The sequence below is a fragment of the Yersinia proxima genome (assembly GCF_902170785.1).
GTDB classification, from domain to species: Bacteria; Pseudomonadota; Gammaproteobacteria; order Enterobacterales; family Enterobacteriaceae; genus Yersinia; species Yersinia proxima.
In genome coordinates this window covers 422037-438427 of record NZ_CABHYG010000017.1, presented here as the reverse complement: position 1 = coordinate 438427, position 16391 = coordinate 422037, and the positions used below count along the sequence as shown (strand labels likewise).

Sequence of the window (16391 nt, the reverse complement as noted above, 5' to 3'; positions counted from 1 at the left end):
TAATGATAAATTCAACCACGACTCAGGTTAATCAACCGTTGGAAGCGCTGGCCCGTGCTGCGGCATGTTTTGATTTGGCTGTCGAATCTTCACACTTGGCACACAAAGTCGGATTAGCTCCCCAGGATATCGATAATATTGCGCTATGCCGCTGTGCGAGTTGGATTGGTTTGCGGGCGAGGGCGGTGAACTATCCCATTTCGCGGTTAGAACATTTGCCGCTTCCTATTTTGTTCTGTCATGACACGCAGTGGTATGTGTTACTGGCGCTTAATGAACCAGGCGCAAGCGTATATTTTCCCGTTGATGGTCAGCAAAAACAGATAAGTCAGCAAGAACTCGCCAGCTTGTGGAGTGGCGAGGCCATATTATTGGCGAAAGCTGAACCGCAAGAACAAAAGAAAATACCTTTTGGGTTTAGCTGGTTTATTCCGGTGATCACCAAATACCGCCATCAGTTACGTAATATCATTTTGGTTTCATTGCTCTTGCAGGGGATTTTGCTGGTGACACCGATGCTATTTGAAAGTGTCATCGACAAAGTGTTGGTGAGCCGAGGGGTGGGTAGCTTGATGGTGCTGGGGGGGGCCATGGTTGCGCTGGCAATTGCGGAGCCGTGCTACACCTTTTTGCGCGGATGGCTATTCTCACATTTATCCAGTCGAGTGGGGGCTGAGCTAAATACCGGGCTTTATCGGCATTTAATGGGGTTGCCACTGAGTTACTTCGCTTCACAACAAACTGGCCAAACTATCGCTAAAATGCGGGAAATGGAGCAAATTCGCAGCTTCCTGACGGGATCGGCGTTGACCATGTTGCTGGATTTAGTCTTTGTTGGCACCTTTATCGCGGTGATGTTTTGTTATAGCCAGCCGTTGACATGGATAGTTTTGTTTTCTTTGGTTTGCTATCTGTTGTTCTGGTGGGCGGTGGGCGGGGTATTACGCAAGCGGGTGGAGTGCCAATATGAAGCCAGTGCACAGAATACGGCATTCCTGACTGAAGCCATCAGTGGGCTGGAAACCATCAAAACATCTGCCACCGAGAATCAGTTTAATCGGCGTTGGCGGCACTCATTGGCAGGTTATGTAAGAGCCTCATTTGCGTGCGCCAGAGCAGCGAATATTGCTGAACAAGGCATCACGTTAATCAATAAAATAACTTCGGCTATTTTATTGTGGATCGGTGTGACATTGGTATTGGCTGGAGAACTGACGCCAGGGCAGTTTATTGCGTTCACACTGTTTTCAGGCTATGTCACTCAGCCTATCTTGCGTTTGGCACAAATCTGGCAAGATTTTCAACATACACAGGTGGCGCTAAAACGCATTGGCACCATTCTGGATTATCCCACTGAACCGGGCAGCGCTGGGTTGTTATCCAGTTCGGGTAGCCCAGGGAGGCTGGTTTTTAAACAGGTACGTTTCCGTTATCGACCCGATACCGCCGAAGTGATACAAAATCTTAATTTAGATATTGCTGGTGGTGAGTTTATTGGTATTACCGGCCCATCTGGTTGCGGAAAATCCACATTAACCAAGCTACTTCAACGATTATATACACCACAACATGGGCAAATTCTGGTCGATGGGCAGGATTTAGCTATTACGGATGCCACCACATTGCGCTGCCAGATGAGTGTGGTGTTGCAGGAGAGCGTACTATTTTCCGGCTCGATACGTGACAACATATGCCAGTGTCGGCCAAACGCTGATGATGCTCATGTTGAGCATATTGCCCGCTTAGCTGGCGCACATGACTTTATTGCTGCACTAGCACAGGGTTATCAAACGCCAGTTGGCGAACGCGGCAGTTTGTTATCGGGTGGGCAGCGGCAGCGGGTAGCGTTAGCCAGAGCATTGATGGCGGATCCCAAAATACTGATTCTTGATGAAGCAACCAGTGCGCTGGATTATGAGTCTGAGGCGGCGATTATGCGCCAGTTGCCGGAAATCACCCGTAATCGCACTGTCATATGCATCGCACATCGTTTAAACACTTTGCGCCAATGTCATCGTATTTTGGTATTAAAAGAGGGGCAAGTATTAGAGCAGGGTAACCATCAAGAGTTGCTGGCTCAGTCCGGCACCTATGCACGTTTGTGGCGATTACAGACCGAGTAAATAATCAAGAGATTACACGCTACTAACAATGTCAATTGAAGGGGAATCGTGCCGTTGGGGTCGTAACGGCGTAAGCCGTCGGAGTGCCCCTAGGTGCGGTAAACCCTTCACGCACTGAACCATCGTAGTTTTGTCATTAACCTTAAGGGGCGGTTAAGCCCCTTTAGCTATATGCCTGACTCAGCGATTCAGATGGTAATAGACTTCATTCCAGCGAATTTCATTTTTGAATGCTGGCAATGTGGTGTCGTTATCGATAAGCAAGAATTCAATGCCGTGCATTTCAGCATACAAACGCAACTCATCCACCCCAATAGCTTGTGAGAACACGGTATGGTGCGCACCACCCGCGATAATCCAGGCCTCGGCGGCGGTTGCCAGTGAAGGCTGAGCTTGCCAAATAGCGCGCGCAACCGGCAGTTTTGGCAATGGATGCGGTTGCTCGACGGTATCAACCACATTGACCAACAAGCGGAAGCGGTTCCCCATATCGATTAAGCTGGCATTCAGTGCCGGGCCTGCCGGAGTCGAGAAGATCAACCGGGCAGGATCGGCTTTACCGCCAATACCTAAATGCTGCACATCCAACAGCGGTTTTTCTTCTTTAGCGATCGATGGGCACACTTCCAGCATATGAGAGCCCACCACCAGATCATTACCCGGCTGGAAGTTATAGGTGTAATCCTCCATAAAGGATGTACCACCTTTTAGGCCGGTGCCCATGACTTTCAGAATGCGTAATAATGCGGCGGTTTTCCAATCACCTTCGCCACCAAAACCGTAGCCTTGTTGCATCAGGCGTTGCACTGCCAGCCCCGGTAACTGTTTTAATCCATATAGATTTTCAAAGTTAGTGGTGAAAGCCTTAAAACCACCTTGTTCCAGAAAACGCTTCATACCCAATTCAATACGCGCGGCATCCAGTAGATTTTCGCGTTTATTGCCATTCAGCTGCACGGCATCTGTTAGCCGGTAAGTGGCTTCATATTCTTCAACCAAGGCATCAATCTCACCTTTGCTGACCGCATCCACTACGGTGACCAAATCACCAATGCCATAGGCATTCACCGAGTAACCAAACTGGATCTGTGCGGCAACTTTATCCCCTTCGGTCACCGCCACTTCGCGCATATTATCGCCGAAACGGGCAACTTTCAGTTGTTGGCTTTCCTGTTTGGCTGCCGCAACGCGCATCCACTGGCCAATCCGCTGATGAGCTTCTTTATCTTGCCAATGACCGGTGATAACACTGTGTTGCTGGCGCATACGTGCGCCGATAAAACCAAACTCACGGCCACCATGAGCAGTTTGGTTCAAGTTCATAAAGTCCATATCCATGGTTTCCCATGGGATCTGAGCATTAAACTGAGTATGGAATTGCAGCAACGGTTTATTCAGAATGCTCAGGCCACCAATCCACATTTTGGCCGGCGAGAAAGTATGCAGCCAGGTCATGATCCCAATACAGGCGGTATCGTAGTTGGCCTCACGACACAACGCGGTAATTTCATCAGGCGTGGTCACCAACGGTTTAAGCACCAGTTTGACCGGCAAGCCCGCTTCACTATTGAGGCTATTGACGACATGATGGGCATTATCCATCACTTGTTGCAGGGTTTTAGGGCCATACAGGTTTTGACTGCCTATCACAAACCACACTTCTGATTGCTTGAATACGTCCATCGGATACTCCATTTAATCAATTTTTATACAGCATAAAGTGATAAATCAGCCGGTTAATCACGCTTCGGTTACCGGTGCGTAGTGTGGCTCAGCGGATAGACACCACTGTTGATAGCGTTGATAAAGCTGTTGATAGCGGGCAACTTGTGCTGCATTGGGTGTCAGGGTGCGTTCAATCTTACACGCCATATGTTGTTGTGCTGTCGGTACATCAACAAACACACCGGCGGCAACGGCGGCAAAAATCGCCGCGCCCAAAGCGCAACATTGGTCAGATGCCACAATTTGGATCGGTCGGTTCATGACATCAGCACAAACCTGCATGATAACCGGCGATTTGCGTGCAATACCGCCCAATGCCAGCACGTTCTCCACCGGAATGTCTTGCTGTTCGAAGCATTCCATAATCGCACGGGCGCCAAATGCGGTGGCGGCGATAAATCCACCAAACAGCGTGGGTGCGTCAGTCCCCAAATTCAGGTCGGTAATCACGCCTTTTAGTCGCTGATTGGCATTCGGGGTGCGGCGGCCATTAAACCAATCCAATACCACTGGTAGATTATCAAGTGAGGGGTTTTTAGCCCACTCAGCTGTCAGCGAAGCCAGCAGGGTAGATTCAATCTGTTTGAGCTGTGGTTGTAATTCTGGCTGTGCCAGTGCGGCTTGATGCAGTGGCCAGCTCAATAAACGACTGAACCAGGCATACATATCGCCAAATGCTGACTGACCCGCTTCCATACCAATCCAACCGGGAACCACGCTACCCTCTACTTGCCCACAAATCCCGGCGATAGCCCGTTCACCGACTAACTCTTTATCGGCAATTAAAATGTCACAAGTAGAAGTGCCGATAACTTTAACCAAAGTATAAGGTTGAGCACCGGCACCGACGGCACCCATATGACAATCGAACGCACCACCGGAGATAACCACAGTCGCAGGCAGCCCCAAACGCTCGGCCCATTCAGCGGTAATCAGACCGACCGGGCGTTCAGCGGTATAGGTATCAGTGAACAGCGGGTAATCGAGGTGGTTGACCAGACTGTTATCAAGTGCGGCCAGGAATTCGCGCGGTGGTAATCCTCCCCATGATGGATGCCATAAACTTTTATGTCCGGCCGCGCATCGGCCGCGCTGAATCTCTTTCGGGGCAGTGGTGCCTGAAAGTAGTGCGGGAACCCAGTCGCATAGCTCAATCCATGACACCGCTGTATCACGTACCGCTTTATCGGCGCGCGTGACATGCAGAATTTTCGCCCAAAACCATTCAGAAGAGTAAACCCCACCGATATAACGCGAATAATCCTCAAATTCGCCACTGCGACATAGTCGATTGATTTCTTCAGCTTCTTCTATGGCGGTATGGTCTTTCCACAACACGAACATCGCATTAGGGTTTTCAGCAAAATCAGGGCGCAATGCCAATACTTGACCTTGGGCATCTATAGGTGCGGGGGTGGAACCGGTGGTATCCACGCCGATGCCGATAATCTGTTGACGTTGCTCTGTGGACAGGCGGCTCACCACTTGGCTAATAGCTTGCTCCATGGCTTCGATATAGTCGAGGGGATGATGACGGAACTGGTTTTGTGCCGCCTGGCTGTAGAGACCTTTCTGCCAGCGCGGATAGTAGACAACTTCAGTATCTATCTCGGTGCCATCCTGACAATCCACCGCCAATACCCGGACGGAATCGCTGCCAAAATCCAACCCGAGTGATATCGCTCTTTTTGCTAATAAAGGGCGGTCTGCCGATATAACGTCGCCTGTCATGGTGGTTGCTCCTGACTCATTGAATTGCTAACAAAGATAGGAGTGAGTGACAGCAAGATGTGAGGAGCCAATAGCTGGAAGTATGTACTTTTCTGCTTCCTATAGCGTTTTTGTGATGTCAGTCAAAAGTTAGAAATAGGTTAAATTTGCTGAATACATGGATAAATAAACTGTAATCCCTGGATGTGATAGCGCTCTACATTCTGATACGTAATTAACGTTAAAACTGTCAGCGTCTTACCGGGTGTGGTGAGGTTAGATGGCTTTAAATAAAGCATATAACCGCTCAGAAGTTAAAAAACACGACTGATAACGTTTCCACTAAAAATCGACAGATTGCTGTGGTTGACGATTAAATAAACAGAAAATGTCTCTTCCTACAAAAAAAGTCCGGAGAACACTATGCATAAATTAACTAAGGCGCTGGCTGTGGTTGGGTTAGCGGCAGTTATGTCACATTCAGCTATTGCCGAGAGCATGAAATTAGGCTTTTTGGTCAAGCAGCCTGAAGAGCCCTGGTTCCAGACCGAATGGAAGTTCGCCGATAAAGCTGGCAAAGATTTAGGTTTTGAAGTGATTAAGATTGCCGTGCCCGATGGTGAAAAAACCCTGAATGCCATCGACAGTCTGGCGGCCAGTGGTGCGAAGGGTTTTGTTATCTGTACCCCGGACCCGAAACTGGGGCCAGCCATTGAAGCCAAGGCTCGCAGCTATAACCTGAAAGTGATCGCCGTTGACGATCAATTCGTTAATGCCAAAGGCAAACCTATGGAGAGCGTGCCATTGGTGATGATGGCAGCCACCAAAATTGGTGAACGCCAAGGCCAGGAACTGTGGAAAGAGATGAACAATCGTGGATGGCAACCGGGGGAAACTGCTGTTATGGCGATTACCTCTGATGAGCTGGACACTGCGCGTCGTCGCACTTCTGGCTCAATGGACGCACTGAAAGCTGCGGGCTTCCCGGAAAAACAGATCTACAAAGTTCCCACCAAATCCAATGATATTCCAGGGGCATTCGATGCGGCTAACTCTATGTTAGTGCAGCATCCTGAAGTGAAAAACTGGCTGATTGTCGGGATGAACGACAACACCGTATTGGGTGGCGTGCGCGCAACTGAAGGTCAGGGCTTCAAGGCACCGAATGTGATAGGCATTGGTATCAATGGGGTTGATGCGGTCAGCGAACTGTCCAAAGGTCAGGCAACAGGCTTCTATGGTTCTCTGTTACCCAGCCCGGATATCCATGGTTACAAGAGTATTCAGATGCTGCATGACTGGGTCACCAAAGATGTTGAGCCAGCGAAATTTACTGAAGTAACTGATGTGGTGCTGATCACTCGCGATAACTTCAAAACCGAGTTAGAGAAGAAAGGCTTGATGTAATTCCACTGCACGCTATGGCGCACTGGGGCTGTTTGAAATGTAGCTCCAGTGCAACCCAAACTTTATCAAGGAAGCCATCATGTCAGCACTCCATTCTGCGTTACAGGCCGAGCTGGAAGCCGAACAGTCACCTTATCTGGCTTTTTGTGGCATCGGAAAAAGTTTCCCCGGTGTGCAAGCGCTGGATGATATCAGTTTTACCTGTCAGGCCGGTCAAATTCATGCCCTGATGGGGGAGAATGGCGCGGGAAAATCAACCCTGCTAAAAATTCTCAGCGGTAATTACACCCCGACTCAGGGGGAGATCCACATTAAAGGTAAAGCGGTTAATTTTACCAATACCACCGAAGCGCTGGATGCGGGGGTGGCCATCATTTACCAGGAACTGCATTTGGTTCCAGAAATGACGGTGGCAGAAAATATCTATTTGGGCCAATTGCCTACCAAGATGGGCATGGTTGACCGTAAATTGCTACGTTATGAATCCAGCTTACAACTCAAACATTTGGGGCTGGATATTGACCCCGATACTCCACTCAAATATCTCTCCATCGGCCAATGGCAGATGGTGGAAATTGCCAAGGCGCTGGCGCGTAATGCCAAAATCATCGCGTTTGATGAGCCGACCAGTTCGCTTTCTGCACGGGAAATTGAGCAACTGTTCCGGGTGATCCGTGAGTTACGTGCTGAAGGGCGCGTCATATTGTATGTCTCTCACCGTATGGAAGAAATCTTTGCGCTGAGTGATGCCATTACCGTGTTCAAAGATGGTCGTTATGTGCGCACTTTTGCTGATATGGCACAGGTGAATAATGATTCGCTGGTACAAGCCATGGTCGGGCGCAATCTGGGGGATATTTATGGTTACCAGCCACGTGAAATCGGCCCAGAACGATTGACATTGCAAGATGTAAAAGCCATCGGCGTGAAATCGCCTATTAGCTTAACCGTGCATCAGGGTGAGATTGTTGGTTTGTTTGGCCTGGTCGGTGCCGGGCGCAGCGAATTACTTAAAGGGCTATTTGGTGGCACCAAACTGACTAGTGGGCAGGTTTTACTGGATGGCAAGCCGCTCACTATTCGCTCGCCGATTGATGCCATTACCGCCGGCGTCATGCTGTGCCCGGAAGATCGCAAAGCCGACGGTATCATTCCTGTGCATTCGGTGCAGGACAATATCAATATCAGCGCCCGCCGCAAAACACTGACCGCCGGTTGCCTGATTAACAATCGCTGGGAACAAGAGAACGCCGCACTACGCATTCAGTCCTTGAATATCAAAACGCCCGGCCCTCAGCAGCTGATTATGAATCTCTCCGGAGGAAATCAGCAGAAAGCCATTTTGGGGCGCTGGTTATCTGAGGATATGAAAGTGATCCTGCTGGATGAACCGACGCGCGGTATTGACGTCGGGGCCAAGCATGAAATCTATAACGTGATTTACGAACTGGCGAAACAAGGCATTGCCGTGCTGTTTGCGTCAAGTGATTTGCCAGAGGTTCTTGGGCTGGCGGACAGAATTGTGGTGATGCGCGAAGGAGCCATCTCCGGTGAGTTAAATCACGATGATGCCACTGAAGAACAAGCGCTCAGTTTGGCGATGCTACGTACCCCGAATATTGCGACGGATACCGCACCAGCGGTGGCCTGATTGTGAAGGAGATTATAATGAATACATCCATGTCCAGCGTGACATTAAGTTCAGATAAGAAACCCCCTGTATCACCTCAGTCGCAGCCACCGCAAGAGGCCCCAGCTAAAGGGGGATTGGGGCTGTCCCGTATTTGGGATAGTTACGGCATGCTGGTGGTGTTCGCCGTAGTCTTTATCGGTTGTGTCATCTTTGTGCCTAACTTTGGCTCCTTTATCAACATGAAAGGGTTGGGGCTGGCTATCTCGATGTCCGGAATGGTGGCGTGTGGCATGCTGTTTTGCCTGGCATCCGGTGATTTTGACTTATCCGTCGCCTCGGTTATTGCTTGTGCGGGGGTCACCACGGCGGTGGTCATTAACATGACTGAAAGTTTGTGGTTAGGTGTGGGAGCAGGCTTGTTGCTGGGTGCTCTGTGTGGTCTGATCAATGGTTTTGTCATTGCCCGCTTAAAAATCAACGCCCTAATCACCACGCTGGCGACCATGCAGATCGTTCGTGGCCTGGCTTACATCATTTCTGATGGTAAAGCGGTGGGTATCGAAGATGAACGTTTCTTCGCGCTCGGTTATACCAATTGGTTAGGGTTGCCCGCACCGATTTGGATCACTATTGCTTGCCTGGCACTGTTCGGTTTTCTGTTGAATAAAACCACCTTTGGCCGTAATACACTGGCGATTGGCGGTAATGAAGATGCCGCCCGTTTGGCCGGCGTTCCAGTGGTACGTACCAAAATCATTATCTTTGTGTTGTCTGGTCTGGTATCCGCCGCTGCGGGGATCATTCTGGCGTCGCGCATGACCAGTGGTCAGCCCATGACCTCGATTGGTTATGAGTTGATAGTCATCTCCGCTTGTGTGCTGGGTGGGGTATCCCTCAAAGGCGGGATTGGCAAAATTTCCTATGTCATCGCCGGTATTTTGATTCTGGGGACAGTGGAAAATGCCATGAACCTACTGAATATTTCTCCGTTCTCACAATATGTGGTGCGCGGCTTGATCCTGCTGGCAGCGGTTATCTTCGACCGTTACAAGCAGCTGGCTAAACGGACGGTATAAACGCACGGATGACAGGAAAGTCCATAAAAATCCACCGTGGCTCACAATTCTGTTATCACTATCGGGCGGATTTGAAATCCGCCCGATAAACTGATGTATGACGGGTATAAGCGCAGAAATGACATCAAGGAGACTCAATGTACCATCGCATGGTTCAGGAACCGCAACCCAATCCCTTGCTGCCAGGCTACACTTTTAACGCTTATCTGGTGGCTGGATTAACCCCGATTCTGGCTGATGGACCACTCGATTTCTTTATCGACCGGCCCGGCGGCATGAAAGGTTATATCTTGAATCTGACCATTAAGGGTCAGGGCAAGATTTTTGATGGCGAAAACACCTTTTACAGTAACCCTGGTGATTTGCTGCTCTTTCCGCCTAAAGCGGCACATTATTATGGTCGCTCACCTAACAGTGATTGTTGGTATCATCGCTGGGTCTATTTCCGTCCTCGGGCCTATTGGGCTGATTGGTTGGAGTGGCACAGTAAAACCCATGAAGTAGGGCGTTTATCCTTACCTAACAATAATTTACTGCTGGAGTTCGATCGTCTGTTTGCCAATATAGAACAGACGCAAAAATCCGGTCGTCGTTTTGGTGAAGAGTTAGGGATGAACTTGCTGGAGCGGCTGTTGCTGCGTGCAATGGAAGAAGATCCTCTCAGTCCGCAACGTATTATGGATCCGCGGGTGATCGAGGCCTGCCAATTTATTACCGGCAATTTAGCCGGCGAGTTGCGCATTGATGAAGTTGCCCGCCATGTCTGTTTATCACCGTCACGCTTGGCGCACCTGTTTCGCGAGCAAGTGGGGATTAATATCTTGCGCTGGCGCGAAGACCAACGGGTGATCCGCGCTAAATTATTACTGCAAACCACGCAAGAACCAATCGCGACCATTGGTCGGGTGGTGGGGTATGACGACCAGCTTTATTTTTCTCGAGTATTCCGCAAGCGTGTAGGGGTTAGCCCCAGTGATTTCAGGCGTCGCAGCATTGAAACCAATTATCCACAACGCAGCTTACGCCACCCCGAATGGCGCGAAAATGGCGAGGGCATGGTACGGGTTTAATGTTGCAGGTCTGGTGAAGCAAAAAATTACCTCTTGTCGCGGGAATCATCATAGTGTCAAATCGATTGTATCGAGTGATACCGGGCAAGAGGAAATATGTGATGGCTGAAAAAATAAAAGTGGGTTTACTGGGTTATGGCTACGCCAGTAAAACATTCCATGCTCCCCTGATAATGGGGACGCCTGGGCTGGAGCTGGCAGGAGTTTCCAGTAGTGATGCCAGTAAAGTTCATGCAGATTGGCCGTCAATGACTGTCGTTTCTGACCCGCAAGCCTTATTTGATGACCCTTCAATTAAACTCATCGTTATTCCAACCCCCAATGATACCCATTTTCCTTTGGCCCAACGGGCACTGGCAGCCGGTAAACATGTGGTGGTCGATAAGCCGTTTACCGTGACACTGTCACAAGCGCGAGATCTGAAGAAACAAGCTGACGAAGCTGGGCTGCTATTATCTGTATTTCACAATCGCCGCTGGGACAGTGATTTTCTGACATTAAAAACATTACTGGCGGAAGGTTCGCTGGGGAAAATCGTCTATTTTGAATCTCACTTTGACCGTTATCGTCCTGAAATCCGCCAGCGCTGGCGCGAGCAAGGTGGTGCTGGCAGCGGTATTTGGTACGATCTGGGGCCGCATTTACTGGATCAAGCGCTGCAACTCTTTGGTTTGCCAGACAGCTTAAATGTGGATTTAGGAATGCTACGTCCAGGGGCGCAGTCGGTTGACTACTTCCATGCCATTCTCAGCTATCCGGAGCAACGTGTGGTGTTACATGGCACGGTTTTGGCGGCGGCAGAAACTGCGCGTTATATCGTCCACGGTATGCAAGGCAGCTACATTAAATTTGGTTTAGACCCACAGGAAGACCGACTGAAAGCCGGTGAGCGTTTACCGCAGGCTGACTGGGGCTATGACATGCGCGATGGTGTCGTGACACTGTCACATGATGGCGTTCTGGCCGAGAAACCTTTACTGACATTACCGGGTAATTATCCTGCTTACTATGCTGGGATCCGCGAAGCCATCTTGGGTACAGCAGCCAATCCGGTGCCAGCATCAGAAGCGATTACGGTGATGGAGTTGATTGAGTTGGGCATTGCCTCTGATCAACAGAAAAAAACGCTGCCAGTTGTCACTGCAAATTGAGTTAGATCTCTTCGTTTTTTTTAAACTATACCCAAAGCTATTGGAGTTGCGGGTAGGCAGCAAGCTAACAAATCCCGATGAGCTTACATCAGTACGTGATTCGGGTGAGTAAGCGTAGCTAACACCCCCGCAGCGTCCAGAGCGAAGGGTATATTGAAGGAATACTTTTGCATGTCTTGGTTACAACGCTTACGAATAGATAAGTTCTTATTAGTACTCATACTGGTTGTTATTATTGCTTCGATCTTTCCTTGTGAGGGTGAGGTCAAAGTATGGTTTGAACACCTGACGACGGCGGCTATCGCATTACTGTTCTTTATGCACGGTGCCAAACTGTCCCGCGCCGCTATAGTCTCCGGCATGGGGCATTGGAAACTGCATTTGGTGGTATTCCTCAGTACGTTTGCCCTGTTCCCGCTATTGGGATTGGGTATGAATGTGTTAGTTCCCGGGGTGTTAACGCCAACGCTGTATCTGGGGTTCCTCTATCTGTGTGCATTGCCAGCGACGGTGCAATCCGCTATCGCCTATACCTCGGTGGCTGGGGGGAATGTCGCCGCTGCCATATGTAGTGCCTCGGCGTCCAGTATTCTCGGTGTGTTTTTATCACCGATTCTGGTGGGGATGCTGATGCATACCCAAGGGGGCGATACTGATACTTTGCATGCTATTGGTTCTATCGTCATGCAATTGATGGTACCGTTTATTGTCGGTCACTTATCACGCCCACTGATAGCCAAATGGGTTGAGCGTCATAAGAAACTGGTTAATATTACTGACCGGTCATCGATTCTGTTGGTAGTTTATGTTGCCTTCAGTGAGGCGGTAGTGCAGGGGATTTGGCATCAAATCGACGGCTGGTCGTTGCTGGCAATATTGGTTTGTTCAATGGTCTTGCTGACATTGGTGCTGGTCGTCAATACGTTGGCTGCCCGTTGGTTGGGCTTCAACACCGCCGATGAAATTACCATTGTGTTCTGCGGTTCGAAGAAAAGTCTGGCCAATGGAATTCCGATGGCTAACGTGCTGTTTCCTGCCTCGGTCGTGGGGGTTATGGTATTGCCTCTGATGATATTCCATCAGGTTCAATTGATGGTTTGTGCCGTATTGGCGCAGCGCTACGCCAAACGGGTCGCCAGAGAGAGCGCAGAAACGCTCACTGCGAAAACACACGAGACATTATAACTGGCCAACTTCAGTTATCGAAGGGGTGACCGAACCTAGGGGCGCTCCGGTGGCTCACGCCACTACGACCCCAACGGCACGTTTCCCCTTCATTTGGCTTTGTTAGTGACTCGAAGCGCGTAGAGCTTTTTAGTGATACGCGCTGTTTTGATATCCTGCTGTTTAGCTGCGAATTTTGTCGCGCAATATCTGCTTTTCTTGCTCACTGATAAATGCCATTGTCAGGCCATTTTCTTGCGCCTGACGAATTTCTTGTGCTGTCAGGCCAGCGGCTGGTGCGGCAACATGATACTCATTAGCAATTTCGATACCTTGAACCGCAGGATCATCAGTATTGATAGATGCTAATACGCCATGGCGTAAGAAGGTGGCTAATGGGTGAGTAGCCAGTGATGCCACGGTGCTGGTTTGAATATTGGATGTCAGACAGGATTCAATACCAATATTATGCTCAGCCAAATAATCCATCAGTTTGATATCTTCTACGGCCTTAACACCGTGACCGATACGTTCCGCCCCTAACTCGCGAATAGCCTGCCAGATGCTCTCAGGGCCAGCGGCTTCACCGGCATGGACGGTAATCCGCAAACCGGCATCACGCGCGCGGTTAAAGTGACTGCGGAATAGCCCACCAGGGAAACCCAGCTCATCACCCGCCAGATCCAGCGCAGTAATAGCATCACGATATGCCAGCAAACCATCCAGTTCTTGCAGACAGGCTTGCTCACCAAAAGTGCGGCTAAGAATACCAATGAGACGAATATCAATATCAAAATCACGACAACCAGATTGAATGCCATCAATAACGGCTTCAACTACACCGGCGACGGGTAGCTGATGCTTCATCGCCATATAAAACGGAGAGAAACGCAGCTCGGCATAATGTAAGCCCGCATTTGCGGCATCTTCGACGTTCTCATAAGCCACGCGGCGACAGGCTTCCAAAGAGCCTAAAACAGCGACGCCCCAATCCAGTTTCTGCAGGAAGCTAATTAAATCAGGTTCGGTTTTAGTGATTTGAACATGCGGGCGCAGAGCCTCTAACTCATCAGCAGGCAGCGACAGATTGAACTGACGTCCCAGATCCAAAATAGTTTGCGCACGAATATTGCCGTCAAGGTGGCGATGAATGTCAGTCAAGGGAAGGCGGGGGTCAATCATATGTGCACTCACTGGATTATTATGGATTAAGTGCAGAACATTATAAAAACAAATCAGTGAAAATATCCACCGTGTTACATAAAAAAGTGATAATAGTCTCATTTTGGCACCTTTTTACCCTGCAAAAGGTGCCTGTAACTCGTATTACTGTGGAGAGAGAGCCGATTTCAACACTTGTAATGTTCCATTTTTCTCCGCTGCAACAAACGCAGCTTTGGCGCGTTTCATTCCTTCTTTTTTACGCTGCAGTATCATAAAATCGAGGTGTTTTGATTGCATATCCTCTTCCTCCTTCACCAATATTCTTTTTGATTTCAATGGGAATGCTAAATTCACGATGGGTTAATAATAAACGGTCATACAGGAGTTTTAATCTGGTATTTACCGCTACGGATAAATAAAGCCTGGGTTTAAAACTGTGATAATGATTCATTATCAATATATTTAAAGCACTACCCAGTCGCATTAAACTTTTATAGTTGAGCTTGCTGTATTGTGTTGTCGGTAATTCGAAGTAACTGTCATTATGAAAATTCTCTGCCCGATCAAATTTTATTTCATATGTATTTTCAGGAATTATAAATCCCACATCCTCGTTAGAAAAACTTGAGGTTCCTCCGCCTGCTAACATGACAGCTTCAGAGAAAATCATAATGAAATCATGATCGTCGATCGAAAAATCCAGTCGATGAAAAATGAACTCACCATAACGAGCAGTTATAAAATTCATGGTTGTTATTCTAGGCACAAATCCTTGTTTCCTATAAATAAATGAATGTGGCTATTCCACTGGGGAGCCACATTCTTATATTTATTCGCGAGATTAACAACCAGTTATAACCGACGCAAACTCGCTATTCCCGCTGCAAAAACCGGATCCCATTAATGAGTTTATCCATTCCAGCTTCAACTTTACTGCGCGGGCAACCGACATTAAGGCGTAGGAAACCACGGCCTTCTTCACCATAAGTGAAGCCCGGCATAATGGCGACTTTCTGTTGTTCGATTAGCACGTTCTGCAATTGATTATCGTCAATATTCAGTGGCCGCAAATCTATCCACGCCAAATAGGTTGCCTGCGGCGGTTGCCAGTTTAATGTGGGAAATGCTTCATTCAACCGCTGAGCCACATAAGCCAGATTGGCTTGCAGATAACGGCGTAATTCGTCTAACCAGGGTTCAGCCTGACGGTAGGCCGCAATGTGCGCCACGATGGCTAAAACAGCTGGAGAAGAGAGGCCATCACGACCCTTTAACATTTGGCTATAGGTTTCACGAGTTTCAGTATCACTGATAAAACCGTAAGCTCCCGTGAGGGCCGGAATATTAAATGTCTTGGAACCGGAGGTCAGTAAGGCCCAGGGTGTTAGACCGACTTGGCTCCACGGCGTGTGCACTTGATTATCCCACGTCATGTCCATGTGAATTTCATCACTGATGACCTTGACCTGATGGCGCTCACATAACTCGGCCATTTGGGCGAGCTCTGCTGCTGTCCAGACCTTGCCTGTTGGGTTATGCGGGCTGCACAGTAACAATATTTTGGTTTGCGGGCGCGCCAGTAATGCTTCCAGATGTGCCATATCGCACTGCCACTGGTTATCGACTTTATGCAGCGGGCAACTGAGTAATTGGCGCTGATTGCCGAGGATTACTTTGTAAAAAGCATCATAAGCGGGGGTGTGGGTGACGACGAAATCACCGGGTGCCGACCAGCAGCGAATCAACTGGGCCACCATATAGATGACCGACGGGCCATAAACCGCCATTGATGTATCAATATCACAATGAAAACGCTGCTGATACCAGTGGCGGATTGCGCCAAGAAAATCTTCATGTTGCCAGCGACTGTACCCCAGCACACCGTGCCCGATGCGCTGATTGAGTGCTTGCAAAATAACCGGAGCGGTGGGGAAATCCATATCCGAGATAGTGAAGGGCAGCAAATCCGCAGCACCAAAGCGGTCAGCAATATAGTCCCACTGGGTACACCAGGTGCCGTGACGATCGACGGGGGTGGAGAAATCAAACATCAGCATCTCGCTTATGAAAAAACGGGGTATCAGAGTACCCCGTGGCAGTTAATGACAAACCTATTTATAGAAAGTCAAATGAAGGGGAAACGTGCCGTTGGGGTCGTAGCGGCTTAT

Annotated in this window: 12 protein-coding genes; 7 read left to right on the top strand and 5 right to left on the bottom strand. The window is 49.0% G+C overall.

Features of this window, described 5'->3' with window-relative positions; genetic code table 11:
• Positions 1–2: 2 nt before the first annotated feature.
• Positions 3–2123 (top strand): type I secretion system permease/ATPase, encoded by a 2121-nt coding sequence (locus tag FTB31_RS18230; protein WP_227731678.1) that lies wholly within the window; start codon positions 3–5, stop codon positions 2121–2123.
• Positions 2124–2303: 180 nt separating this feature from the next.
• On the opposite strand, the gene araA is transcribed toward FTB31_RS18230, so the two are convergent.
• Entirely contained in the window at positions 2304–3806 is a 1503-nt protein-coding gene (gene araA, locus FTB31_RS18225) for an L-arabinose isomerase (protein WP_227720624.1), read from the bottom strand.
• Positions 3807–3863: 57 nt separating this feature from the next.
• Positions 3864–5579, bottom strand: coding sequence for a ribulokinase (locus tag FTB31_RS18220; protein WP_050078005.1), 1716 nt, complete (start codon positions 5577–5579; stop codon positions 3864–3866).
• A gap of 402 nt (positions 5580–5981) precedes the next feature.
• Between FTB31_RS18220 and FTB31_RS18215 the strand changes: the two genes are divergently transcribed.
• From FTB31_RS18215 to FTB31_RS18190, 6 genes are all read left to right on the top strand, one after another.
• Entirely contained in the window at positions 5982–6965 is a 984-nt protein-coding gene (locus tag FTB31_RS18215) for an arabinose ABC transporter substrate-binding protein (protein ID WP_004715863.1), read from the top strand.
• Between the two features lie 79 nt (positions 6966–7044).
• Entirely contained in the window at positions 7045–8616 is a 1572-nt protein-coding gene (gene araG, locus FTB31_RS18210; protein WP_227729817.1) for an L-arabinose ABC transporter ATP-binding protein AraG, read from the top strand.
• A 29-nt stretch (positions 8617–8645) separates the two neighbouring features.
• The gene (gene araH, locus FTB31_RS18205; protein ID WP_050078143.1) at positions 8646–9674 is read left to right on the top strand and encodes an L-arabinose ABC transporter permease AraH; all 1029 of its coding nucleotides are present in this window, start codon (positions 8646–8648) and stop codon (positions 9672–9674) included.
• A gap of 137 nt (positions 9675–9811) precedes the next feature.
• Positions 9812–10744 (top strand): arabinose operon transcriptional regulator AraC, encoded by a 933-nt coding sequence (gene araC, locus FTB31_RS18200; RefSeq protein WP_050078007.1) that lies wholly within the window; start codon positions 9812–9814, stop codon positions 10742–10744.
• Between the two features lie 101 nt (positions 10745–10845).
• Entirely contained in the window at positions 10846–11895 is a 1050-nt protein-coding gene (locus tag FTB31_RS18195; RefSeq protein WP_227731677.1) for an oxidoreductase, read from the top strand.
• A 171-nt stretch (positions 11896–12066) separates the two neighbouring features.
• Positions 12067–13080 carry a bile acid:sodium symporter family protein gene (locus FTB31_RS18190; RefSeq protein WP_050078010.1) on the top strand — a complete coding sequence of 338 codons (1014 nt, stop codon included), beginning with the start codon at positions 12067–12069 and terminating at the stop codon, positions 13078–13080.
• A 162-nt stretch (positions 13081–13242) separates the two neighbouring features.
• On the opposite strand, the gene add is transcribed toward FTB31_RS18190, so the two are convergent.
• The 3 genes from add to FTB31_RS18175 form a co-directional block, all read right to left on the bottom strand.
• Positions 13243–14241, bottom strand: coding sequence for an adenosine deaminase (gene add / locus FTB31_RS18185; protein ID WP_227731676.1), 999 nt, complete (start codon positions 14239–14241; stop codon positions 13243–13245).
• 238 nt (positions 14242–14479) lie between these two features.
• Complete coding sequence (locus tag FTB31_RS18180; RefSeq protein ID WP_050078012.1) at positions 14480–14971, bottom strand: hypothetical protein; 492 nt, start codon at positions 14969–14971, stop codon at positions 14480–14482.
• Positions 14972–15095: 124 nt separating this feature from the next.
• The gene (locus FTB31_RS18175) at positions 15096–16274 is read right to left on the bottom strand and encodes a MalY/PatB family protein (protein ID WP_050078145.1); all 1179 of its coding nucleotides are present in this window, start codon (positions 16272–16274) and stop codon (positions 15096–15098) included.
• Positions 16275–16391 lie beyond the last annotated feature (117 nt).

What these genes read in the sequence shown, in the direction of transcription:
- FTB31_RS18195 (WP_227731677.1), top strand. Translation starts at nt 10,846, where the DNA reads ATGGCTGAAAAAATAAAAGTGGGTTTACTGGGTTATGGCTACGCCAGT.
- FTB31_RS18220 (WP_050078005.1), bottom strand. Translation starts at nt 5,579, where the DNA reads ATGACAGGCGACGTTATATCGGCAGACCGCCCTTTATTAGCAAAAAGA.
- araA (WP_227720624.1), bottom strand. Translation starts at nt 3,806, where the DNA reads ATGGACGTATTCAAGCAATCAGAAGTGTGGTTTGTGATAGGCAGTCAA.
- FTB31_RS18180 (WP_050078012.1), bottom strand. Translation starts at nt 14,971, where the DNA reads ATGAATTTTATAACTGCTCGTTATGGTGAGTTCATTTTTCATCGACTG.
- araC (WP_050078007.1), top strand. Translation starts at nt 9,812, where the DNA reads ATGTACCATCGCATGGTTCAGGAACCGCAACCCAATCCCTTGCTGCCA.
- FTB31_RS18230 (WP_227731678.1), top strand. Translation starts at nt 3, where the DNA reads ATGATAAATTCAACCACGACTCAGGTTAATCAACCGTTGGAAGCGCTG.
- FTB31_RS18190 (WP_050078010.1), top strand. Translation starts at nt 12,067, where the DNA reads ATGTCTTGGTTACAACGCTTACGAATAGATAAGTTCTTATTAGTACTC.
- araH (WP_050078143.1), top strand. Translation starts at nt 8,646, where the DNA reads ATGTCCAGCGTGACATTAAGTTCAGATAAGAAACCCCCTGTATCACCT.
- araG (WP_227729817.1), top strand. Translation starts at nt 7,045, where the DNA reads ATGTCAGCACTCCATTCTGCGTTACAGGCCGAGCTGGAAGCCGAACAG.
- add (WP_227731676.1), bottom strand. Translation starts at nt 14,241, where the DNA reads ATGATTGACCCCCGCCTTCCCTTGACTGACATTCATCGCCACCTTGAC.
- FTB31_RS18215 (WP_004715863.1), top strand. Translation starts at nt 5,982, where the DNA reads ATGCATAAATTAACTAAGGCGCTGGCTGTGGTTGGGTTAGCGGCAGTT.
- FTB31_RS18175 (WP_050078145.1), bottom strand. Translation starts at nt 16,274, where the DNA reads ATGTTTGATTTCTCCACCCCCGTCGATCGTCACGGCACCTGGTGTACC.